Origin of the sequence: Mesorhizobium sp. M7A.F.Ca.US.007.01.2.1 (assembly GCF_003998165.1) — a bacterium.
In the GTDB taxonomy this organism is placed as follows: Bacteria; Pseudomonadota; Alphaproteobacteria; order Rhizobiales; family Rhizobiaceae; genus Mesorhizobium; species Mesorhizobium ciceri.
On record NZ_RZQP01000085.1, the window covers coordinates 1 to 23237 of the forward strand.

The 23237-nt window shown below is 64.5% G+C and carries 20 protein-coding genes and 1 pseudogene; 8 read left to right on the plus strand and 13 right to left on the minus strand.

The annotated features are described in order from the left end of the window. From EN949_RS17045 to EN949_RS17055, 3 genes are all read left to right on the plus strand, one after another. Window positions 1-660: LLM class flavin-dependent oxidoreductase (locus tag EN949_RS17045; protein WP_127371735.1), on the plus strand; the 660-nt coding region annotated here is incomplete at its 5' end. A gap of 117 nt (window positions 661-777) precedes the next feature. Further along, window positions 778-1947 (plus strand): AI-2E family transporter, encoded by a 1170-nt coding sequence (locus EN949_RS17050; protein WP_013528460.1) that lies wholly within the window; start codon window positions 778-780, stop codon window positions 1945-1947. Window positions 1948-2015: 68 nt separating this feature from the next. Then, window positions 2016-3017, plus strand: coding sequence for an LLM class flavin-dependent oxidoreductase (locus EN949_RS17055; protein ID WP_013528459.1), 1002 nt, complete (start codon window positions 2016-2018; stop codon window positions 3015-3017). A 33-nt stretch (window positions 3018-3050) separates the two neighbouring features. On the opposite strand, the gene EN949_RS17060 is transcribed toward EN949_RS17055, so the two are convergent. Then, window positions 3051-4070 carry a LacI family DNA-binding transcriptional regulator gene (locus tag EN949_RS17060; protein ID WP_013528458.1) on the minus strand — a complete coding sequence of 340 codons (1020 nt, stop codon included), beginning with the start codon at window positions 4068-4070 and terminating at the stop codon, window positions 3051-3053. A 220-nt stretch (window positions 4071-4290) separates the two neighbouring features. On the opposite strand from EN949_RS17060, the gene EN949_RS17065 reads away from it, so the two are divergent. The 3 genes from EN949_RS17065 to EN949_RS17075 are packed head-to-tail and all read left to right on the plus strand — an operon-like array spanning window position 4291 to window position 8152. After that, entirely contained in the window at window positions 4291-5874 is a 1584-nt protein-coding gene (locus EN949_RS17065) for a sugar ABC transporter ATP-binding protein (protein WP_127366601.1), read from the plus strand. Continuing rightward, on the plus strand, window positions 5871-7187 hold the full coding sequence (locus EN949_RS17070) for an ABC transporter permease (RefSeq protein WP_013528456.1): 1317 nt from the start codon (window positions 5871-5873) through the stop codon (window positions 7185-7187). The genes EN949_RS17065 and EN949_RS17070 overlap by 4 nt, the downstream gene beginning before the upstream one ends. After that, on the plus strand, window positions 7184-8152 hold the full coding sequence (locus EN949_RS17075; RefSeq protein WP_013528455.1) for a substrate-binding domain-containing protein: 969 nt from the start codon (window positions 7184-7186) through the stop codon (window positions 8150-8152). Before EN949_RS17070 ends, EN949_RS17075 begins: the two co-directional genes overlap by 4 nt. A gap of 41 nt (window positions 8153-8193) precedes the next feature. On the opposite strand, the gene EN949_RS17080 is transcribed toward EN949_RS17075, so the two are convergent. The 6 genes from EN949_RS17080 to EN949_RS17105 are packed head-to-tail and all read right to left on the minus strand — an operon-like array spanning window position 8194 to window position 15336. Next, on the minus strand, window positions 8194-8655 hold the full coding sequence (locus tag EN949_RS17080; protein ID WP_013528454.1) for a MarR family transcriptional regulator: 462 nt from the start codon (window positions 8653-8655) through the stop codon (window positions 8194-8196). After that, entirely contained in the window at window positions 8652-9236 is a 585-nt protein-coding gene (locus EN949_RS17085; RefSeq protein WP_024502071.1) for an amino acid synthesis family protein, read from the minus strand. Before EN949_RS17085 ends, EN949_RS17080 begins: the two co-directional genes overlap by 4 nt. Then, on the minus strand, window positions 9229-10113 hold the full coding sequence (locus EN949_RS17090; RefSeq protein WP_127366633.1) for a UPF0280 family protein: 885 nt from the start codon (window positions 10111-10113) through the stop codon (window positions 9229-9231). The genes EN949_RS17085 and EN949_RS17090 overlap by 8 nt, the downstream gene beginning before the upstream one ends. Then, complete coding sequence (locus EN949_RS17095; RefSeq protein WP_127366632.1) at window positions 10113-11654, minus strand: 6-hydroxynicotinate reductase; 1542 nt, start codon at window positions 11652-11654, stop codon at window positions 10113-10115. Before EN949_RS17095 ends, EN949_RS17090 begins: the two co-directional genes overlap by 1 nt. Beyond that, a complete protein-coding gene (locus EN949_RS17100; RefSeq protein WP_127366631.1) occupies window positions 11651-14485 on the minus strand; it encodes a molybdopterin-dependent oxidoreductase in 2835 nt (944 codons plus the stop codon). Before EN949_RS17100 ends, EN949_RS17095 begins: the two co-directional genes overlap by 4 nt. Further along, complete coding sequence (locus EN949_RS17105; protein ID WP_127370772.1) at window positions 14482-15336, minus strand: xanthine dehydrogenase family protein subunit M; 855 nt, start codon at window positions 15334-15336, stop codon at window positions 14482-14484. Before EN949_RS17105 ends, EN949_RS17100 begins: the two co-directional genes overlap by 4 nt. Before the next feature lie 258 nt (window positions 15337-15594). On the opposite strand from EN949_RS17105, the gene pncA reads away from it, so the two are divergent. Both pncA and EN949_RS17115 read left to right on the plus strand, forming a co-directional pair. Beyond that, entirely contained in the window at window positions 15595-16209 is a 615-nt protein-coding gene (gene pncA, locus EN949_RS17110) for a bifunctional nicotinamidase/pyrazinamidase (RefSeq protein WP_063169737.1), read from the plus strand. Window positions 16210-16236: 27 nt separating this feature from the next. Further along, entirely contained in the window at window positions 16237-17655 is a 1419-nt protein-coding gene (locus EN949_RS17115) for a sodium:proton antiporter (RefSeq protein ID WP_127366619.1), read from the plus strand. Here EN949_RS17115 and EN949_RS17120 read toward each other — a convergent pair whose 3' ends face one another. The 6 genes and pseudogenes from EN949_RS17120 to EN949_RS17150 all read right to left on the minus strand — a co-directional run. Continuing rightward, entirely contained in the window at window positions 17656-18390 is a 735-nt protein-coding gene (locus EN949_RS17120; RefSeq protein WP_127366620.1) for an ABC transporter ATP-binding protein, read from the minus strand. It abuts the gene before it with no gap. Further along, entirely contained in the window at window positions 18387-19115 is a 729-nt protein-coding gene (locus EN949_RS17125) for an ABC transporter ATP-binding protein (protein ID WP_063169740.1), read from the minus strand. The genes EN949_RS17120 and EN949_RS17125 overlap by 4 nt, the downstream gene beginning before the upstream one ends. Then, a complete protein-coding gene (locus EN949_RS17130) occupies window positions 19112-20074 on the minus strand; it encodes a branched-chain amino acid ABC transporter permease (protein WP_127366621.1) in 963 nt (320 codons plus the stop codon). Before EN949_RS17130 ends, EN949_RS17125 begins: the two co-directional genes overlap by 4 nt. Further along, window positions 20071-20952, minus strand: coding sequence for a branched-chain amino acid ABC transporter permease (locus EN949_RS17135; protein ID WP_013528443.1), 882 nt, complete (start codon window positions 20950-20952; stop codon window positions 20071-20073). The genes EN949_RS17130 and EN949_RS17135 overlap by 4 nt, the downstream gene beginning before the upstream one ends. 179 nt (window positions 20953-21131) lie before the next feature. After that, window positions 21132-22436, minus strand: a complete 1305-nt coding sequence (locus EN949_RS17145; protein ID WP_013528442.1) for an ABC transporter substrate-binding protein — start codon at window positions 22434-22436, stop codon at window positions 21132-21134. Between the two features lie 128 nt (window positions 22437-22564). Then, window positions 22565-23237 (minus strand): annotated as a pseudogene (locus tag EN949_RS17150) (hypothetical protein); the annotation flags it as partial.

Genomic DNA, 23237 nt, shown 5'->3' on the forward strand with positions numbered 1-23237 from the left:
AAACTGGATCTGCTGCTTGCCATCCGCGACAGCGTGAAGGTCACCTGGTCGGGCAATCTGCGTGCGCCGATCAACGATCGCGGCGTTTATCCCCGGCCCTTCCAGGACAGGCTACCGGTCTGGATCGCCATTGGCGGCACGCCGCAGTCTGCCGCCCGCGCTGGCGCGCTCGGCCTGCCGCTGGCGCTCGCCATCATCGGCGGCGAGCCGGCGCGTTTCGCGCCGCTGTTCGATCTCTACCGCGAAGCCGCCAAGCGCGCCGGCAGTGATCCGGCGGGCCTCGCCACCAGCATCAACGTGCACGGCTTCATCGCCGAGACGACCGAGCAGGCGGCGGACGATTTCTACGGCCCGCAGGCGGAGGTGATGAACCGCATCGGCCGCGAGCGCGGCTGGGGTCCGACCTCGCGGGCGCATTTCGACCAGTCGCGCGGCCCCACAGGCGCCCTGTTCGTCGGCAGTCCCGAGCAAGTGGCTGAAAAGATCGTCGCCCAGCACAAGATCTTCGGCAATGACCGCTTCCTGCTGCAGATGGCGATCGGCACCATGCCGCATGCCAAGATCATGAAGGCGATCGAACTCTACGGCACCAGGGTGGCGCCGATCGTGCGCAAGGAAACAGCCAAGCCCGCCACAGCCGTCACGTCGCCGGCAGCCTGACCCGGAGCCGGCGCGAGCGGCCTCAATCCCGAAGCCGGCTCATGGAACCCTCGCCCGTAACTCTGCGTTTCATGGAGGCGATTGCCGTGCGAAGGGGCGCCGGCTTGAGGGGTGACCATGAAAACCGAACCCACAGCCTGGGGTCAGGACGTTTCCGATGAACCGGATTCGCGCGTCGCGGCTCGCGCCGACACGCGTCTGATGCGCTCGTTGCTGATCGGCATCTTTCTCTTCATGGCCATCTACGCGCTCTATTTCGCCCGCGCCTTTTTCATGCCAGTGCTTCTGGCTTTCCTGCTGGCGCTGACGCTGACGCCGATCGTCCGGCTGCTGCGCAAGCACGGTATCCCGGAAGTGATCTCGGCAACCCTTCTGGTGCTGTTGTCCCTTTGTGTGTTCGCCACCGCCGGCTATCTGCTCAGTGGCCCGATCATCGATCTTATCAACAATACCTCGTCGATCGGCCAGAAGCTCACCGAACGGTTGGCGCAATTGCGACAGCCGCTCGAGAAGATCATGCAGATTTCGCATCAGATCGAACAACTGACCGAGACCTCGCAGGAGTCGGGTATTCAGAAGGTGGCGGTAGCGCAGTCCGGCATCCTGTCGGCGGCCGCCAGCAACATCCTGTCGGCGGGAACAGGCCTCACCATCATCTTCGTGCTGTCGCTGTTCCTGCTCGCCTCCGGCACGATGTTTTATGAAAAGATCATCCAGTCCTTCGCCAGCCTCAGCGAAAAGAAGCGGGCGCTGCGCGTCGTCTATGACGTCGAACGCGAAATCTCGCACTATCTGCTCACCGTCACCATCATCAATGCCGGCCTCGGCACGGTCATCGCTCTCGGTCTTTGGGCGCTCGGCGTGCCCAATCCGCTGGTCTGGGGCGTTGCTGCCGCCCTGCTCAATTTCCTGCCCTATGTCGGAGCACTGATCACCATCGTGCTTGTCACGGTCATGGCGTTGATCAGCTTCGATACCATCTTCTACGCGCTTCTGGCGCCGGCCTTCGTGATCTTGTGCGACATCGTCGAAGGCCAGTTCGTGACGCCGATGGTGGTCGGCAGGCGCCTCGAGATCAACGCCGTGGCGATCTTTATCGCCATCGCCTTCTGGTCATGGCTGTGGGGTTTCGTCGGCGCCCTGATGGCGGTGCCGCTGCTGGTCGTCATCAAGGTGTTCTGCGATCATTTCGATGGGCTCAGCCATGTCGGCAATTTTCTCGCCGCGCAGCACGCGGTTGTCGTCGAGGAGGACGACATCGCCGACCCCGAAGCTGTCAAAGGCTGATCAATATTTTTGAATTTGCGGCGCCGCCGGATGCTTCCTACATGCGGTCCTGACACAGGATCCCACCCATGACCGACCTTTCCGTTCTCGACCTGTCGCCGATCGTCGAAGGCAGCGATGCCTCGCAGTCGCTGGCCAATTCGCTCGATCTTGCCCGCCATGCCGAGCGCCTGGGCTACAAGCGTTTCTGGCTGGCCGAGCATCACAACATGCCGGGTATTGCCAGTGCCGCCACAGCCGTCGTCATTGCCCATGTCGCCGGCGGCACCAAGACCATTCGTGTCGGCGCCGGCGGCATCATGCTGCCCAACCATTCGCCGCTGGTGATTGCCGAGCAGTTCGGCACGCTGGCCGCATTGCATCCGGGCCGCATCGATCTCGGCATCGGCCGGGCGCCCGGCACCGACATGGGTACCGCCCGCGCCTTGCGCCGCAATCTCGAGGCCGGGGTCGACAATTTCCCGCAGGATGTCGTCGAGCTGATGGGCTATTTCCAGCCGGCCGAGGAAGGCCAGCGCATCCGTGCCGTGCCCGGCGAAGGCCAGGGCGTGCCGGTCTGGATCCTCGGCTCCAGCCTCTACGGCGCGCAGCTTGCCGCCATGCTCGGCCTGCCCTATGCCTTCGCCTCGCATTTCGCGCCGGCGGATCTGGATCACGCGCTGGATGTCTACCGCTCGCGCTTCCAGCCCTCCGAGCAGCTCGACAAGCCGCATGTCATGCTTGGCCTCAACGTCTTTGCCGCGCCCACTGATGCCGAGGCTCGTTTGCTGTTCACCTCGCTGCAACAGGCTTTCGTCAATCTGCGCACCGGCCGGGCCGGACGGCTGCCGCCACCTGTCGAGAACTATGACCGCGATCTCGATCCGATGGCAAAGACCATGCTGGGCCAGGCATTGTCCTGCGCCGTCGTCGGCTCCCCGGAAACGGTGCGGCAAGGCATCGATGCTTTCGTGCGCCGCACCGGCGCCGACGAGCTGATGGTCACCGCGCAGATTTTTGATCATGCGGCGCGGGTGCGGTCGTTCGAGATCCTGGCCGAGGCGCACAAATCGCTGTCGCAGGCGGCCTGACAAGTTCTGGTACGATATATGCTGGGCGAAAAACTATGCGCTCACGCTCTGCGCAATCGCCCCGAGCGGGCGACAGGAATTGCGGATCATCAGCCGACCCTTGAGCAAAAGCTTGCGCGGCGGCGCGTCCCTGTTGCCGGCGAGACGGTCGAGAAGCAGATTGGCCGCTTGTTCGCCGATCGCCTGCACCGGCTGCGCCACCGTGGTCAGCTGCGGCTGAAACACGTCGGACCATGGAAAGTCGTCGAAGCAGGCAACTGAAATGTCTTCCGGGCAGGACAGGCCGATGTCGCGGATCGCCTTCATGGTGCCGATCACCATCGGGTTGTTGGCCGAGAAGATCGCGCTTGGCCGATCGTGCGAGGACAGCATCTGCATGGTCGCGTTGTAGCCGTCGATCTCGTGGAAATTGCCGAAGCGGATCAGCTCCTCCGCGATCGGCAGGCCGGCGGCGTGAAGCGCCTCGCGATATCCCGCCATGCGGTCATGCATCGGCGAAATGTCCGACGTGCCGGTGATGTAACCGATGCGCCGGTGGCCGAGATTGATCAGATAGGTGATGGCGTCGAACACCGCGCGCTGGTTGTCCAGCACCACGGCATCGGTGTCGACGCCTTTGCAGATACGATCGAGCAGCACCACCGGCACGTTGGCGTCGTCGACGATCCGCTTGAGGATCGCGCCGTCGCCGACGCGCGCCACGATCAGCCCGTCGACCATGCGGTCGAGCAGCAGCTTGATCTGATCGTCCTGGGTGTTCAAATCCTCGTCCGTGCAGCACAGCATGACGGCATAGCCGGCCCGGTCGAAGGCCTGCTGGATGACCGAGACGACATCGGTGAAGAATGGGTTGGTGATGTGCGGCACGGTCAGTCCGATCGTGCGGGTCGTGCCCATCTTCAGGCTGCGGGCGATCGCGTTGCGCTTGTAGCCGATATCGCGGATCGCCTGTTCGATGCGCTGGCTAAGCTCCGGACTGACCGTCGCCGTGCCGTTGATCAGCGCCGAAACGGTAGCGACAGAAACACGTGCCGCTTCAGCCACATGAAGCATGGTGGGCGCGGTGGATTTCCGGTGTTTTTTTTGCCCTGATGCTGTCATTTTCGAAACGTTTCGCCGCCCTTGCCGGCCAATACGTACGGAATCCTGTCCTTTTTAGCAAGAATCGAAATGCAGTAAACATGCGGCACCTCATATCAGCTTGACATGATCGAAACGTTTAGATTAGCGTTTGCGGGAAGTTGACGAGGACGGAAGGGAGGCCGCCATTGTCATGCGAGAGAGCAGTTCCCTTTCCCCGCAGCACGGCGCTGCCGATCGGTCGGACACCGTTCTGAGCGCCGAGCATATTTCCAAGAGCTTCGGCGGCATCGCCGCCCTGGTCGATGTCGGCTTCGAGCTGCGGCGCGGCGAGGTTCATGCCTTGATGGGCGAGAACGGCGCCGGCAAGTCGACGCTGATGAAGATCCTCTCCGGCGTCTACACCGGCTATGAAGGCACGGTCAGCGTCGATGGCCACCCTGTCAATTTCGCTGGCGTACGCGACGCCGAGGATGCCGGCATTGCCATCATTCATCAGGAGCTCAACCTGGTGCCCGAACTCAGCGTCGCCGACAACATCTTCCTTGGCCGCGAGAAGCTGATCGCCGGGCTGATTGTCGACCGCAAGGCAAGCAGCCGCGCGGCGGGCGCTTTGTTGCAGCGGCTCGGCATCGAGCTCGATCCGCAAGCCCGCGTCGGTGCCCTGCGTGTCGGCGAGCAGCAGCTGGTCGAGATCGCCAAGGCGCTGTCGATGTCGGCACGCATCCTGATCATGGACGAGCCGACCTCGGCGCTGTCGCCGGCCGAATGCCAGCGGCTGTTCCGCATCATCCGCCAGCTTGCCGAGAGCGGTGTCGCCATCGTCTACATCTCGCACCGCATCGACGAGGTCATGCATCTGGCCAGCCGCGTCACCGTGTTTCGCGACGGCCGCCATGTACTGACCGAGCCGATGGCCAGGCTGGACGAAGATGCGATCATTTCGGCGATGGTCGGACGCAACCTGCTCGCTTCCTCCCAGGAAGAGCGCCACTCCGGCGGCAACATTGTGCTTTCGGTCGAAAACCTGTCGCTCTCGAAGCCTGATGCGCATGGCTGGCGCACGGTGATCGACGGCGTTGGCTTCGATCTTGCCGCCGGAGAGATCCTCGGCATTGGCGGGCTGCTGGGTTCGGGCCGAACCGAGATCCTGGAAGCGATCTTCGGCTCGAGCGATGGCCGCACCGGTGGCGAAATCCAGGTCGACGGCCGGCCTGTGGATATCCGTTCGCCCCGCGACGCAAGGCGGCTGGGCATTGCACTGGTCACCGAGGACCGCAAGACGCAAGGCCTGCATCTGCAGGCTTCGATCGCAGACAATGTCGCGCTGCCGCTGGTCGGGTCGCTGTCCCGCTTCGGCATCCGCTCGCTGGCCGCCGAGCAGGGGCTGGCGCGGCAGGCGGTCAAGGCGCTCGGCATCCGCTGCCGGGACATCGACCAGCCTGCCGGCACGCTGTCCGGCGGCAACCAGCAGAAGGTCGTCATCGGCAAGTGGCTGGCGACCAGGCCAAGGGTGCTGTTGCTGGACGAGCCGACGCGCGGCATCGATGTCGGCGCCAAACGCGAGATCTACGACCTGATCTTCAAGCTGGCGCGCGATGGACTGGCCATCGCCGTCATCAGCTCCGAACTCCCGGAGCTTTTGCATCTCTCCGACCGCATCCTGGTGATGGCCGATGGCCGCCAGACAGGCATTCTTTCCCGCGATGCGGCCAGCGAGGAGGCCATCATGCGTCTCGCCGCCCCGCGCAGGACCATATCGAGACCAGCCGCATGACTGCCCTGAAACTCCTGTCCCGTACCAAGCTCTATTGGGGCCTGATCGCCATCTTCCTGATCGGCGTGCTGGGCTCGCCGATGAGTTCCAAGGGCAACAACATCTTCCTCTCCTACGGCAACCTGCTCGACGTGCTGCGCCAGGTCTCGACCACCGGGCTGATCGCCACCGGCATGACGGCTGTCATCATCACCGGCGGCATCGATCTCTCCGTCGGCTCGCTGATGGCCATCTGCTCGGTGGTCTGTGCCATGCTGCTGACGGTCCCAGGCGTGACGCCGGGCGTCGTGCTGGGCGTGCCGACCGTCGCGCTGGTGGCGCTTTGCCTCGGTTTCGTCGTCACCCGCTTCATCTTCCAGAACCTGGCAAAGTCCCGTGCCGGCGCCGATCTCGTCCGCGAGATCAGGCTGGACGGGATTCGCGGCCTGATCACGCCCGCCGTCGTCGGCGTGGTCTTGTGCTGCCTGTCGCTGTGGTTTCTGCTGCCGCAGATCGAGCCGAAATTCGGCGTGCTCGGCGTGCTGCTGGTGGCGCCGTGCGTTGGTTTGCTGTTCGGGGCGCTCAACGGCTTCATCATCGTTGCCGGACGGCTGCAGCCCTTCATCGTCACCCTGGCGATGATGGTGACGGCGCTCGGCATCGCACGGCTGACCGCCGGCCAGAACAATGCGGTGCTGCCGGTCTATACCGGCTCCAACGCCACCGCCGATTTCGAGATCCTGCGCTCGCTGGTGTTCGGCATCATCCCGATGCCGGGCCTGTTCTTCCTCGGCGCCATCGTGATCTACGGCGCGGTGCTGCGCTTCACGCCGTTCGGCCGCTATGTCTATGCCATCGGCGGCAACGAGGAGGCGGCGCGCCTCTCCGGCATCGCCGCCGGCCGCGTCAAGATCGCCACCTATGCCGTCTCCGGGCTGCTCGCCGGCATTGCCGCCGTGCTCTATGTCGCGCAGTACCGGCAAGGCAAGCCGGATGCCGGCGCCGGGCTGGAGCTCGACGCCATTGCCGCTGTGGTCATAGGCGGCACCAGCCTGATGGGCGGGCGCGGCAGCCTCATCGGCACGTTCTGCGGCGTGCTGATCTTCGGTCTGCTCTCCAACATCCTGCAGCTCCACAACATCAATTCGAACCTTCAGCTGGTGCTGAAGGGGATGATCATCATCGGCACCGTGCTCGTGCAGGAGCGCAATGCCGGTGATCTCCTGGCCTATCTGCGCCTGCCCGGCGGGCAATCGGCGCACAAGGAAACGGCCGCGGCAAAGCGGCCGTCGCAAGAGACACCGTCTCTCAATCTCGGAGGAAACAAAAAATGAAACGACGTGACATGCTGAAGCTTGCCGCCGTGACCGCGGCACTGCTGACCACCACCGCGCTTTTGACCACCGGCAATGCCTATGCCCAGGACAAGAAGTGGAAGATCGGCTTCTCGCAGGTGACGACCATCGAGCCCTGGCGCGCGCAGTTCAACAAGGACATCCTGGCCGAAGCCGCCAAGCACCCCGAGGTCGAGCTGATCATCACCGACGGCGAGGACAAGACCGAAAAGCAGGTCGCCGATGTCGAGAACCTGATCCGCCAGGAGGTCGATGCGCTGTTGGTGTCACCGAAGGAATCGGCCGGCCTGACCGGCGTCGTGCAGCAGGCGATCGACGCCAAGATCCCGGTCTTCGTGCTCGACCGCAATGTCGACACCAAGGACTACACGCAGTTCGTCGGCGGCGACAACGCGCTGATCGGCCGCGCGGCCGGCGAATATGCCGTCGAACTGCTGGGCGGCAAGGGCAAGGCTGCAGGCAACGTCGTCGAGATCTGGGGCGGCATGGGCACCCAGCCGGCGCATGACCGCCATGACGGCTTTCACGAATTCACCGACAAGGAGCCGGGCATCAAATATCTGCTTGACCAGCAATCGGGCGACTGGAAGCAGGACCAGGCCTACAATCTGATGGCCAACGCGCTGAAGAGCAACGAGAAGATCGATCTCGTCTACGGGCACAACGACCCGATGGCCTATGGCGCCTATCTCGCCGCCAAGGATGTCGGCCGCGAGAAGGACATCAAGTTCATTGGTATCGACGGCCTGCCCAATGAAGGCGTGCAGATGGTGAACAAGGGCGAGCTGACGGCGACCTTCACCTATGTCACTCCCGGTGCCGAAGGCCTGCGCCAGGCGATCAAGTTCCTCAACGGCGAGAAAGTCGAAAAGACCATTACCCTACCAACCGAGAAGATCACCAAGGAAAACGCCGCCCAGGTGCTGAAGGACAACGGCCTCTGAGGCAAACTTCCTGCCGGGTGCTCCTTTGGCGCCCGGCGGGTCTAAGCCAGCTTCACCAGCAGCTTCATGAAGGTGGCGATCTCCTTGGCCGAGAGCGGCGCCAGCGTCTCCTTTGTGATCTCGCGCGCCAGCGGGATCAGGCGCTCGATGGCATCGCGGCCTGCCGCGGTCAGATTGACCAGCAGCCGTCTTTTGTCGACCTCGTGCCTGGAAAGCTCGACCAGGCCGCGCGCCTTCAGCCGGTCGATGACGCCCTTCACCGTCGCCGCATCCATCGCGATCAGCGTGCCGAGCTGGTTCTGCGAGGTCTCGCCGACGTCACGCAGCTTGGCCAACGCCGCGAATTGCGGCGGCGTCAGATCGCCGATATGCGCGGCAAAGATCGCGACATGGCGCTGATGCGCCTTGCGCAGGATGAAGCCGACCTGCTCCTGCAGGAGGTAATCCTGGTCGTCCGGCGCCTCGACCTCGACCAGCTTGAGCAGATTGTCCTCGCCGCTCACCGCAGCCCATCCCAGGCTTTGATGTCATCGGCCGCGAGACCACCCATGCGATCGTGGATGCGCGGGCCACAAGTCATGGCGAGGCAGAACAGAATCTCGTCGGGGCGCGGACCATCGGACATGCCGACTTCCATGGCGTCGAAATGGCTGCGCACATAGGCGGCGTTGATGTGGCCGAGCGGCACGTCGAGCTTCGAACCGAAAGCGCCGACCTTCTTGGCCGACGGCACGATCGCCTTGGCGTCGCCGAGCCGCTCGCGCATGGCGTAGCCGCCGGGCACATGCCAGAGGGCGCCGTGTTCCAGCTCACCTGCGGTGCCGACAATGGCGCCTTTGCCGTAGCCGTCGATCTGCTTGACGTCGCCGCCGAGCGCCGCGATCAGCCGGTCGGCGAGCAGCAGGCCGAGCGGCTTGAGATCGTCCATGGCGCTCTGCAGCTCCTCGACATAGCGCCCGGCGAACGGGTTCTTTACCAGCGCCATGGCGGCGGCACGGCGGCGCGGCACCTTGGCCACCGGCCCGCCCTCGTGAAAGATCTCTTCGGTCAGAACCGCGATCTTGCGGATCGGAAACTCAGGCATGGGCAACTTCCTCCCTCGAAGTTTCGTTGGGCGCGGCAAGCGCAACCGAGCCACTGATGCGGATCTCGCCGCCGAGAAACAGCGCCGACCCGGCAATAAGCCCCCGCCGGCGAAAATCTTCGGCGACGGCAAGGCCATTGTCCAGCGCGCGCGCCACTTCGCCAAGGGCAAGCGTGCCGACGCCTTGCGTCACCAGCCGCGAGCCGAGATCGCTGTCGGGCGACAGTTCGTGTGCGGAAATGCGCTTGATGGCGCGATTGCCGGGCAGGTCCACCGCGTTGGCAATGAGCGTCGCCGCCGCATCGGCTTCGGCGCCGGTCCGCGCCAGCACGGTGACGGCGTCGGCAATGCCAAGCGAGAAGGAGCGGCCACGCCAACCGCTGGTGGCGACGCCGCGAACGCCATCTTCCGCGCGGATCGTGATCCGGTCGGCCATGCCGTTGCCGGTACCGGCTACCGCCAGACCCATCGACTGGCCCTTGCCGATATGGAGCGCGCAGTCGCCGCCATTGTTGACATAGGCGCGCTCGATCTTGCGACCGGCAAGCAATGCGGCGAGCATTTCGTCGGCTACCGATCCCGCGACGGCCGCCATCGGAGTTATAAAGCATTCCGCCAGGGGCATGACGGCTGCCTCCATGCGGCGCGCCGTCGGGCCGGCGAAGGTGCGCGGCGCCAGGAAAAACGCCGGCAGCCGCAATTCGGGGAGTTCCTCGACCAGCTCCACCAGGATCGTCTGGAACCGCGCTATGGCCTGTTCATAGGCTCGGCGGCATTCATCCGCCTCACCAAAAACCTCGACGATCAGGTCGATCGGCCCGTGGTTGAGATGCAGCCGCTTGCCGTCCTGCAGCCAATGGGCTTGCGGGCCTTGCATCACCCGGCCCCGTTCGAGCCGGCACGACGTAGCTGCGCGAGTGGCGGCCATGGATTGTTGGTTTCGGCGCCTGTGCCGCGGCGCGGATTCAGGTACTCACCGCCTTTTGCGACAATATCCTCGACGCTGCGGATCTCCGCCTCGTACCCGCCGAGCCTGACATAGTCGTCGCGGCGCAGCGTGAATTCGATCGGCGCCACCAGCGCCGGTGTAGGCACATAGCCGAAGGCGCCTTCCGGCACCCGTGTGACATCGACCATCAGGGTGATGCCCCCGCCCGGCCAGACATAGACCGGCGCACCGCCGACCGTGACATAGGTGGTCAGGCCCTGAACCGAGCGGGTGAGATTGACCGGGTTTTCGGTGACGCCGGCGCGCAGCGAACCGCCGGCGCCGCCGATGAACAGCACCGTGCACAAAGCCGGCTCGCAATTGTCCTCGATCAGGCCGACCGATTTTTGCAGCCGTTCCGGAAACGGTTTTTGCACCGGCTTCAACTCGTCGTCGAGCTCGTAATAGGCGAATTGCTCGCCGGTGGTCGAAACCATCAGCAGCGACAGGCCCGGCCGCGCACCCTTCTTGGCGTTCCACTCGCCAAGGATCGACAGCGGGTCTGAAATGCTGGTGCCGCCCCAGCCGAGGCCTGGCTCGGACACCTTGAAATAGCGGCCCGGCGTCGAACGGCGGCCGAGGATCTTTATCCCTGTGTCCTGCCAGCCCAGCACCTTGCCGGCCTGATGCTCGGAAACGACGCCGGTGATGTGGTCGTCGACCACCACCACCTCGTCGACAAGGCCGCGCCATTGCGTGGCGAACATGCCGATGGTCGCCGAGCCGCAGCCGACGCGCATGCGATGTTCCTGCTTGCCGTCGATGACAGGCGCTTTGCCGGCTTCGACTGTTATGGTGGCGCCGCCGTCGATGGCGAGTTCCACCGGCTTGCGGTTGCACAGATTGAGCAGCGCGTCGCAGGTGGCGCGTCCTTCGGCCTTTGAGCCGCCGGTCAGATGATGCACGCCGCCCAGCGACAGCATCTGCGAGCCATACTCGCCCGTCGTGACATGGCCGATTGCCTCGCCCTGCGATCGCACAATAGCCGTCTCGGGTCCGATATGCCGGTCGGTGTCGATCTTCACCTTGACGCCGCAGTACGAAAAAATGCCTTCCGTGACGACGGTGACGAGATCGACGCCTTCGACTTCCTGGCTGACGATGAACGGCGCCGGCTTGTAGTCGGGATAGGTGGTGCCGGCGCCGATTGCGGTGACGAAGCGGCGGCCGGTGTTGACCAGTTCGCCGTCCCATTGTTCGCCCTCGGCGACGAACGGCACGATTGCCGCGCCGGCCTCGGCCGCATGGTCGAGGATGGTCAGCGGGTCCATCCGCACGATCCTGCCGCCGACATTGCCGTAGCGGTCGCAGGCGCCGGTGCGCCCATCAGCGATGTAGCACATCACCGGACAGGCATCGCAGCGGATCTTCTCCGCCACCAGCTTCTCGCCGGGATCATGGGTCTCGAAGCGTTCGGCAAGCTCGCTCATCGGCGTGCCTCCTTTTCGCGGATGCCATCTTTTTCGCGGATGCCAGCGCGGATACGCGTCGGCGTCGCCGGTATCTTGGTGACCAGCACGCCGGTGGCGTGGCGGATGGCGTTGAGGATTGCCGGCGCAGTCGGGATCAGCACATGCTCGCCCAAACCCTTGGCGCCAAAGGGTCCTTCCGGATCCGGAACTTCTATCAGGATGGTCTCGATCGGCGGCACGTCGCCAATGGTCGGGATGAGATAGTCGTGCAGGTTCTCGGTGCGGCCGGGGATGTACTCTTCCATCAGCGCCATGCCGATGCCTTGCGCGATACCGCCCTCGATCTGGCCTTCGGCCAGCAGCGGGTTGATCGCCTTGCCCACATCATGCGCGGCGGTGATCTTGATGAGCTTCACCGTGCCGAGCTTGAGATCGACCTCCAGTTCGGCGATCTGCGCGCCATAGCCGTAAACGGCGTAGGGTTTGCCCTGGCCCTTGGCGTCGAGGGGCAGCGTCGGCGGGTCGTAGGTCTCCTCGGCGCGGAAGACGAAGCCTTCGGCATCCAGGTCCAACGTCGTGAGATCAATGCGGCGGGTGGCTTCGCCTTCGCGGATGACGATCGCCGGGCCGTCGAGTTGGAGAGCGGCTTTTTCCGAAACATTGGCGAAACGCAGGATCTTTTCACGCAAGGCGCGGCCGGCCTTTTCGGCCGCCTTGCCGGTGACGAAGGTCTGGCGCGAGGCCGATGTCTTGCCGGCGTCGGGAGTAATTGATGTATCGGCGCTCTTCAGCTGGAATCTCTCCAGCGGCAGGCCGAGCGCGTCGGCGCAGATCTGGGCGATGACCGTGTTAGAACCCTGGCCGATATCGACCGCGCCCTGGTGCAGGATGACCGTGCCGTCGGCCGCGATGCCGACCCGAATGGTCGACGGATTGGGCAGCGAGGTGTTGCCGCAGCCATACCAGCAGGACGCGACGCCGACGCCGCGCTTTCTATCTGTGTTGGCACTGTTGAATGCCTCCGCATCGGCCGCCGCGCGCGCCCAATGCGGCCGCAGCGATTCGAGGCATTCGGCAATGCCGACGCCCGAGTCCAGAAGCTGTCCTGTGACCGTTTCGGAGCCGTTCCGAAGGCAGTTCTTCAAGCGAAAATCGAGCCTGTCCATGCCGAGCTTGCCGGCCAGCTCATCGTAGAGGGTCTCCTGCATGATCGTCGCTTGCGGCACGCCGAAGCCGCGGAAGGCGCCGGAGATCGGCCCATGCGTATGGATGGCGCGGCCTTCGGCGCGGTAGTTCGGCGTCGCGTAGGGTCCGGAGGCGTGCACCGGCACGCGGTTGGCCACGGTAGGGCCCCAGCTTGCATAGGCGCCGGTGTTGAAATCGCCTTCAAAAATCATGCCGGTGACAAGGCCGTCGGCATCGGCGCCGATGGTCGCCTTCATCTCGGCCGGATGGCGCTTGGTGGTCGACATCATCGATTCGGTGCGGGTGTAGGCAAGTGCCGCCGGCCGCCCTGTCTTCATCGCCACAAGGCCGATCAGCGGCTGCAGCGAGACGTCGAGCTTCGAGCCGAAACCGCCGCCGGTCGCGGTCGGCACGATGCGCACCTTGTCGACGGCAAGGCCGAGCACCTTCGCCGTCTCGTCGCGGTCCATATAGGGCGCCTGGGTGCAGGCGACGACGACCAGCGTGTCGCCGTCCACATAGGCATAGCCGGCTTCCGGTTCGATATAGGCGTGCTCGACATAGGAGGTGTCGATCACGCCGGAAACCGTGAACGCTGCACCGGCAAGGGCCCCTTCCGGATCGCCGCGTTCGACGAAGCCGGAGGTCAGCAGGTTTGCCGGTCTGTTCTCATGGATGAGCTTGGCACCGCCGGCGCGCGCTTCGCAGGATTGGAGAACATGCGGCAATTCGGTCCAGCGGATCGGAAAATCCGAGAGGTCGATATCGAGCATCGCCTCGCGCTCGCCAGCGACCAACGCCACCGCCTCACCGCGAAGGCGGGCAAACCCTTCGGCCAGTGCCGGCTGGTCGGCGAACGGGCCGATGACGCCGAAACAATTTTTTCCCGGAATGTCGGCGGCGGTGAAGACGCCGGCGACACCGGGCTGTGCCTTCGCCCAGCCATCGAGGTCACCGAAGGCGAAGCTGGCGTGATAATGCGGAGAGCGGATCACCAGTACCGCCAGCGCATCGGCGGGGAAGGAATCGCTGCCGAATTTCTCAGCCCCGGTGACTTTCGGCACGCCGTCGAGCCGGATGGGCGAGGAACCGATCGCGTGGCCTGACCGGGGCAAGCGGAAATCCAGGCTTGCTGCCTGCAGGGAGGCATCCATCACTGCGGCAATGATCTTCCGGTAGCCGGTGCAGCGGCACAGAATTCCGCCGAGCGCGTCCTGTACCTCGACCTCGGTGGGGCTCGCCTTCTTCTCCAGCAACGCCGTCGCCGCAACCAACAGGGCGGGCGTGCAAATCCCGCACTGCGCCGCGCCGTGGGCAAGGAAAGAGGCCTGCAACGCCGACAGCCGGCCGTTGGCAAGCCCTTCCACGGTCGTCACCGATGCGCCGGCAGCGGACGCCGCCGACATCAGGCAGGCGCAGACGGGATCGCCGTCGACCAGCACCGTACAGGCGCCGCAATCCCCGGCGTCGCAGCCGACCTTGGTGCCGGTCAGCCCCAGTTCGTCGCGCAGCACCAGGGACAGCCGGCGCAGCGGCGGCACATTGACCGATACGGCGCTGCCATTGACCTCGAAGTCGATGTCAACGCGCTCCGGGCCGCGAGCAGGCCGAACGGCGCCCAGGTCGGGCACTGCTTCACGCACGTCAGGTTGAACCTGGCTCATGCCGTCACCTCTTCGCCAGTCGTCCGCCCCACAGCCGCAAGCACGGCGCGGGCAACAATCTCGCGCACTGCATCGAGCCGGTATTCGGCGCTGCCGCGCACATCGGCGATCGGCGACAGTTCGCTCATCGGTGCGGACAGGACCGCATCGGCAAGCTCGCCATCCACCGGCAGCCCGCACAACGCGGCTTCGACGCCGGCCAGCCGCTTGGCCACCACCGAACAGGAGCCGGCCGCGACCGCCGCTTGCCGGACGGTGCCATTGTCGACGGCCAGACGTGCCGCCACCATGGCAATGGAAATGACGAGGTAGCGCCGGGCGCCGAGCTTGACGAAAGCCGACGTGCCGCTGGGCTTCGGCACGCGGATCGCCGTGACCATCTCACCGGGCAGCAGAGCCGTGCGGCGATTGCCGAGAATGAAGTCCTGCAACGGCAGGTGCCGCGTCGCTGCCACCGAGCGCAGCTCGACCTCGGCGTCGAGGACGAGCAGGGCCGGCACGCCGTCGGCGGCAGGCGAGGCGTTGCAGAGATTGCCGGCGACCGAGGCGACGTTCTGGATCTGCGCCGAGCCGACCTCTCGTGCCGCCTGCTTCAGCGCCTCGAAGGCCGGCGGCAAGGGATGGCGGACGATGTCGGTCCAGGTCGTGCGCGCGCCGATGACGAAATGGTCGCTCGTCTCGGCAATGCCGCAAAGCGCCGCCAGGCCGTTAATGTCGAGAACATTGTCGCGGATCGGTTTGCTGCCCTGTGCGGGATAGAAATCGGTGCCGCCGGCAAGGATGCGCCAGGCGCCCTCGCCAAGCAAAGCGAGCGCTTCGTCGACCGAGGTGGGTTTCGCGTAACGGATCACGCTTTGCCTTCCCGAAAAGAGGCCTTCCAGAGCAGGTACTTCGAAAGATCCTTCCAGCACAGAGGTCGGAAAATTCATTCGTATGCAAATGATATCAAGCTGGCAGGATTTGTCAAAGCCGGAGTTTGCCGCGGCGCCGCCGGCACGCATTTGTTATGGCTTGAGAGGTTGACGCGGCCGGCCATCTGGTCAAGTTTCTGCGTCCGGTCGCGTCAGCGGCATTTTCCACTGGAGCCTGCATACGGAAGAGGAAAGCCCATGGCCGACGAAGCGCTTGTCGTCATCGACCTGCAGAACGATTTTTGTCCCGGCGGCGCGCTGGCGGTTGCCGGCGGCGACGAGATCGTGCCGCTGGTCAACGACCTGATCCGGCGAACCGACCATGTCGTGCTGACGCAGGACTGGCATCCCGCCGGTCACTCCAGCTTTGCTTCCAGCCATCCGGGCGCGCAGCCCTTCACCATGATCGAAATGCCGTACGGCCAGCAGACGCTGTGGCCGGACCACTGCATCCAGGGCAGCCTGGGCTCGGATTTCCATTCCGGCCTCGCCTGGACCAAGGCCGAGCTCGTCATTCGCAAGGGATTTCGGCCTGATATCGACAGCTACTCGGCCTTCTTCGAGAACGACCGCACGACCCAGACCGGCCTTGCCGGCTACCTCCGGGAGCGCGGCATCGACACGCTGACCCTGGTCGGGCTGGCGACCGATTTCTGCGTCGGCTTTTCGGCGCTGGATGCCGTCAGCCAGGGCTTCAAAACCACAGTGCGGCTGGATGCCTGCCGCGGCATCGATCTCAACGGTTCGCTCCATGCCACGCTGCAGCGCATGCGCGACGCCGGCGTGAGGCTCGAAGACCCTTTGTCGGACTGACGGATCGTGAGGCGCAAGAGGGGCTTTTTGTGGGTCGCGACGAAGGCGGCAATCGTTGTGGCCGTGCTGTTTCCGGCACAGGCTTTCGGGGCGGAGGAACACGGCCTGCCCGGGGCTTCGATGTCGCTGTGGTGGGCGCTGCCCTTTGCCGGGCTGCTGTTGTCGATCGCCACTGGTCCGCTGCTGTTTCTTCATGTCTGGGAGCATCACTACGGCAAGATCGCGGCCCTTTGGGGCGCTCTGGTGGTCCTGCCGCTGGCGGTTGCCTTCGGTGTCCCCACAGCGACCGAAGCGGTAATGCATGCGTTGCTCACCGAATACATGTCGTTCATCATCCTGCTGTTTGCGCTGTTCACCATTTCCGGCGGCATTCTCCTTGCCGGCAACATTCACGGCACGCCGCTGGTGAATGCCGGCCTGCTGCTGGTCGGCGCGCTGCTGGCCTCGGTGATCGGCACGACCGGTGCCTCGATGATCCTGATCCGGCCGATCATCCGCGCCAACGATAACAGGCCGTTCAACGCCCATGTCGTCATCTTCTTCATCTTCCTGGTGTCCAACATCGGCGGCTCGCTGACGCCGCTTGGCGATCCGCCGCTGTTCGTCGGCTTCCTGCGCGGCGTCGACTTCTTCTGGACGACGACGAACCTCTGGCGCGAGACGCTGTTCGTCGGCGGTGTCGTCCTGGGCATTTTTCTGGTGATCGACATCATCCTGCACCGGCGCGAGGCTGGCGCGCCGAAGATCAAGGACCCGACACCGGATACCAAGGTGCGCCTGCGCGGCCTGGCCAACCTTCCGCTGCTGGCGGGGGTGATCGGCGCCATCCTGCTATCGGCGGCTTGGAAGCCGGGCGTCAGCTTCTCCGTGTTCGGCGTCAGCCTGGAACTGCAGAACCTGGTGCGCGACGCCATGATCCTGGCGCTCGCCCTCGTTTCACTTGTCATTTCGCGCAAGGAATACCGCGAGGCCAATGGCTTCAACTGGGGTCCGATAGCAGAGGTGGCCAAATTGTTTGCCGGCATCTTCATCTGCATCGTGCCGGTCATCGCCATCCTCAGGGCAGGCCATGAGGGTGCGCTGGCGCCGCTGGTGTCGCTTGTGAGTTCTTCCTCCGGCCAGCCCAACGATCTCGCCTATTTCTGGCTGACCGGGGCGCTGTCATCCTTCCTCGACAATGCGCCGACTTATCTGGTGTTCTTCGAGCTTGCCGGCGGTGACCCCCGGCACCTGATGACGGAGTTCGCTTCGACGCTTGCCGCGATCTCGGCCGGCGCGGTGTTCATGGGCGCCAACACCTATATCGGCAATGCGCCGAACTTCATGGTCTACGCCATCGCCCGACATCGCGGCGTGAAGATGCCGGGCTTTTTCGGCTATATGGCATGGTCGGGCCTGGTGCTGATCCCGACATTTTTGGTAGCGGGTTTTCTGTTCTTCGGCTGATCAACCCACGCCGACATAACGGCGCACCGCTGACGGATCGGCGCGCAGTTCTTGGACATCGACTGTCTCGCGGTTGCGGCCGTTTTCGACGAAGGCAACGCGGTCGGCGACAGAAAGCACTGCATCGACCCGTTGTTCGACCAGGATGGTCGACACGCCCATGTCACGCAGCGTCGACACCGTCTCGCGGATCTTGGCGATCATCGACGGCATCAGCCCTTCGGTCGGCTCGTCGAGCAATAGCACCTGCGGTTCGAGGCAGAGTGCACGCGCCATCGCCAGCATCTGCTGTTCGCCGCCGGACAGTGTGCCGGAACGCTGCCGCAGCCGCTGGCGCAGCAATGGAAAGAGGTCGAGCACGTTTTCACGCGTCGCCTTGCCCTTGCCGCGTGCCATCAGGCCGATCTCGATGTTTTCCGCCACCGTCATTTCGGCGAACAGTCGCCTTCCCTGCGGCACATAGGCGACGCCGGCCTTGGGCACCTCATGCGCCGGCAGGCCGGTCACCTCCTTGCCATCGAGCCTGATCGAGCCGGCGCTCGAGGGGACCAGCCCCATGATGGCCTTGAGTGTCGTCGTCTTGCCGGCTCCATTGCGGCCGAACAGGCACAGCACCTCGCCTTTGTTCAGCACCAGGTCGAGGCCATAGAGCACCTGGACCTCGCCATAGAAGCAGTCGAGCCCCGAAATGGTGAGTGCTTGAGGCGTGGCCTCGGCCTGGTTTGCCTCGGTCATGGGGCAGTCCCCAAATAGGCTTCCTGCACCGCCGCGTTTTCGCGGATCGCTTCGGGCGTGCCTTCGGCGAGGATCTTGCCGGCATTGAAGACCGTGATGCGGTCGGCCAGTTGCATGACGACAGGCATGTTGTGCTCGATCAGAAGCACGGTGGCGTTCTTGGCGATCTCGCGCACCAGGGTGATGAAATTGTCGATCTCGCTGTCGGCCAGCCCTTGCGTCGGCTCGTCGAGGATCAAAAGGCGCGGCTTCAGCGCCAGCCCCATCGCCACTTCCAGCAGGCGCTGATGGCCGTAGGACAACTGCCCGGCCGGCATGTGGGCGCGATCGGCCAGGCCGGTGCGTTCGAGTGCGGTCATGACAGCGGCCTGTATCGCGCTCCTGGAATGGCTGCCATGCCGCAGCGTCAGTTGCGCGGGCAGCGCGACGTTGGCGTAGACGGACAGGTTGGCATAGACGCTGGTGAGCTGGAAGGTGTAGGCGATCCCCCTGCGGACCCTGACATAGGCAGGCAGATTGGTGATGTCGGCGCCGTCGAAGACGATCATGCCGGCAGACGGCTGGATGCGGCCGCTGACCAGGCTGACGAAGGTGGTCTTCCCCGCTCCATTGGGGCCGATCACGGCGCGGATTTCGCCCGGCATCAAGGAGAAATCCACACGGTCGACGGCACGCAGGCCGCCGAAGTCGCGAGAAAGGCCCTTGGTGGTCAAAAGCGGCATCATGGCAGCCACCCGAGCCAGCGCTGCCTAATGCTGCCCAGAATGCCTTTGGGGAAGAACAGCACCAGAAGGATCAGCGCGATGCCGACGATCAGCAGATAGGCGGAGGTGTAGCCGCTGGTGATATCGATGACATAGTACATGAACAGCGTGCCGATCAGCGGCCCGAGCGTTGTTGCAGCACCGCCCAGCAGCACCCACAGCAGCGGCAGGATCGAATATTGCACCGACGCGAAGCTCGATCCGACATAGCCGAACAGCAGCGCATAGGCGGCACCCGAGCCGGCGCAGATGATGCCGGAGATGACGACGGCGGCGAGCTTGTTGGAGAAAGTGTCGTATCCCAGCATCTTCGTGCGCTCCTCATTCTCGCGGATGGCGACCAGCACGCGGCCATACCGGGAGCGGACGATGGCCAATGTGACGAGAAGCACGATCGAAAACAGCGCCAGCGCCGTCATGTAGCGAACGGTCGGATTGGTGAGCTCGAGCGACGTCGCGCCGAAGCTGAGCACCCGCGCCGGCTGCGGCACGACCATGCCCTGGTCGCCGCCGGTCCACGTCGCGAAGTAGAGGATGAGGAGGTAGAACACTTGCGCGAACATCATGGTGACGATCATGAAGGCGACGCCCGTGGTGCGCAGCGCCAGCAGGCCGATCACGAGTGACACAACAACACCACAGGCAAGCCCGGTGGCGAACGCCGCTGGTACGCTCCAGCCGAGCTGGATGACGGCAAGGCCGGCGCCATAGAGCCCGGCGGCAAAGAACATGGCATGGCCGAGGCTGAGCAGGCCGACATAGCCGAACAGCATGTTGTAGCCCATGGCGAACACCGCCAGCACCATGATGCGGGCGAGCAGGCCGTGATAGTATTCCGGCAGAAGGAAGCTCAGCACGAAAAGCAGCGCGACGACGCCGAGATGCAGGGCATAGGCTTTTACCGGCGAAGCTTCGCTCATCGCGACCTCGTCCCGAACAAGCCTTGCGGACGGAACACCAGCACCATGGCGACCAGCAGCGTGGCGATGATCTTGGCCAGCGTCGGCGAGAAGAACATCGAGATGATGCCGTCGGAGAGACCGATCAGCACGGCGGCGACGACCGTGCCGCGCAGCGAGCCGAGGCCGCCGATGATGACGACGATGAAGGAGAGCAGCAGCGGGTCCTGCCCCATCAGGTAATGCGCCTGGCTGATCGGCACGATCAGCACTGCGGCAATGGCCGCCAGCATGGCGCCAAGCGCGAAGACGCCGCCATAGACGCGGCCGACGGGGATGCCGAAGGCCTGCGCCGTCTCGCTGTCATACTGCGTGGCGCGCATGACGAGGCCGATCCTGGTGCGCGTCAGCACCAGCCATGTCGCGGTGAGCAGCAGCGCGGAGGCGGCGATGACAGACAGTTTGTAGCCGGAGTAGCCGAACCACGGCAAAAGGATGCGGTAGCTGAACGGCGGCTCCACCGGCCGCGCCTCCGGACCGTAGAAGGTCAGCGCCAGCTGCTGGATGATGTAGAGCATGCCGATGGTGGCGACGATGGTGGCTTCCGGATTGTAGTTGAGCCGGCGCAGCACCAGCCGTTCGGCGACCAGCGCAATGGCGCCGACGATCAGCGGCGCAATCACAAGTGCGGCCAGGAAGCCGAGCGCCGGATGGCCGCCAATGGCTGTGGTGATCGCCCAGGCGAGCACGGCGCCCAGCATGAAGAACTCACCATGCGCGACATTGACCACCCGCATGACGCCGAACACCAAGGACAGGCCGAGCGCGGTCAGCGCCAGCACGGCTGAGGTGACGAGGCCTTCGAGGGCGGCGAGGAGGAGGTGGGGACCGAAGTGCATGCTACACGCTCAGCGATAGCGCAATCGCGCCCCTTGCGGGGGGTGAGGAGTGGTCCGCGCAGCGGACGGAAAGCCAATTGCTTGGCTTTCCGAACGACGAACGCCCGGAGCGACAGCGAAGGGCCGGGTCCGGCAGGACAGAGGGGGCGGCCTGGCGCTCACGCTTGTGCTGGAGCAGCTCACAGCGCCTGCGTCGTATAATCCCCTTCGGCCTCGTAAAGTCCGTCCTCGATCTTGGTCTTGTGCACGACCTTGAGCTTGCCGCCTTCGATCTTGGAGATGTTCTGGATGCCAAAGCACTGGTGGATCTTGCCGTTGAAGGTCTTCGGTCCCTGCGGATGTTCCGGACCTTCGGCGAACTCGGTCAGCGCCTCGGTCGCCTCGACCAGCTTGGCGCGGTCTTCCGGTCCCTTGTAGCCGGCGTCCTCCATCGCCTTCTTGACGACGTAGAGCGTTTCCCAGCAGCCGAACATGTGGGCTGCGGTGGAGACGTCCTTGGGGTCGCCGACGGCGGCGCCATTGTCGTCGATGCCGACAGCAGCGCGATAGGCCTTCTGCGCCTCGGAATCATCGGCCTGCGCATAGCGCGGCGAGCCTTCCCAGAAATGGCTGCCGTCGAGGAATTCGAGGCCGGGGCTGTTGATGTCGGTGGCTTCGAGCGAATCGATGAAGCCGAACAGTTGCGGCCGGTTGGAGCCGTAGAACTCACCAAGCTCCTTGACGAAGGTGAGCACGGCCGGGCCGACCATGACGTGGTAGATCACCTCGGTCTCGGCCGGGATCTGCGGAAAATACTTGGTGAAGGATGATTCCGTCGGCGGGATGGCGATCTGCGCGATGACCTCGCCGCCTTGCGCCTTCAGCGCCGGCGGCAGGTAGTCGCGGTGGTCGTAGCCGAAGGCGAAATCCGGGAAGATCTGCGTCACCTTCTTGCCTGCATTGGCCGCGATCCACGGCGCCATCGACTGGATCTGGCTCTTCACGTCGGTGATGCCGGGCTGGAAGACATAGCGGTTCAGCTTGGTCGAGGCGACGTGATGGCCTTCGCTGACGACGAAATAGGGCATCTTGTTTTCGCCGGCGGCGGGCGCCGAGCCGATGACGACATGCGAGAACAGCGTGCCGAAGACGATGTCGGTTTTGTGCTGGGTGGCGAACTTGCCGACCACCTCGGCGCCACGGCCGGGATCGGTGCCGTCATCCTCGATGATCACCTCGACCTGGCGGCCATTGATGCCGCCGGCGGCATTGATCGCCTTGACTGCGGCAGCTGTCGTCTTTTCGTACCAGCGGCCATAGGCAGCGCCGATGCCGGTGCGGTGCGACTGGAAGCCGATCTTGATCGGCGCCGAACTCTGCGCCTGGGAATAGCGGACGAAGCCAGGGGCAAGGCCGAGGCCGGCGCCTGCGGCCAGACCTTTCAGTGCGGTGCGGCGGGTGAGCGTGGATCTGGAGAGATCGAAAAACCCATTCTTGTCAGTCACGGCAGTTCCCCTGTTTTTGAGTTTTGACTGGCTGCAACGAGGCAAAAAATCGCATGTGTACAAACTAAATCACCAAAGCCCCGACGTGGCAAGCGGGCTTTCCCCGAAGGCATGCTGGTCGCCTGTTCTCATCCGACAGTCGGCGTGGCAAGCAACCAGAGGCCGAAGACGGTGTAGGCGATCATCAGCAAGGTAAGCGGGAACTGGCTGAGGGCTGCGCGGGAGGGCTGTGGGTGCAGGCGCCAGGCGAAGCCGTGAGCGACGAGGACGGCGAGCACATGGCCCAGGATGATGGCGCCGGCCTGGATATTCCACAGCCACCACGCAGAGTCCGCCCCCGCAACGATGCCGGCCTCGATCTGCATATCGGCGGTGCCGAACAGGTTCCAGCCCATCGCGAACGGATCGGAAAGTGCCGCAAGCGCATATTGGCCGTCGACGAGCAGCGCCGTCAGATAATGCGCAATGTGATAGGCAAGCGCGATCGGCACGATCGACCACACCAGCTGACCGGCCGCCTGGTTAAGAATGTGGTCGCTGCCGGCAAGACGTTGGCCGAGCCAGACGGCAAGCAGGAACACCGCCGCCAGCAGCGCGAATGTCAGGATCAGCCCGAAAGTGCCGCTGCCGATCAGCGCCGTGCGGCCGGGAAATTCGAGCGGGTTGATGCCGAACAGGCCGAGCCAGAAGAAGGTTTTCGACAGGCCGTCGAAGGACACCGACGACAGGGCGAGCAGCAGGAAAGCCATGCCGCTGGCCGGCAAGGGCTCCGCGGCCAGCAGCTTGGCGCCCGGCCAGCAC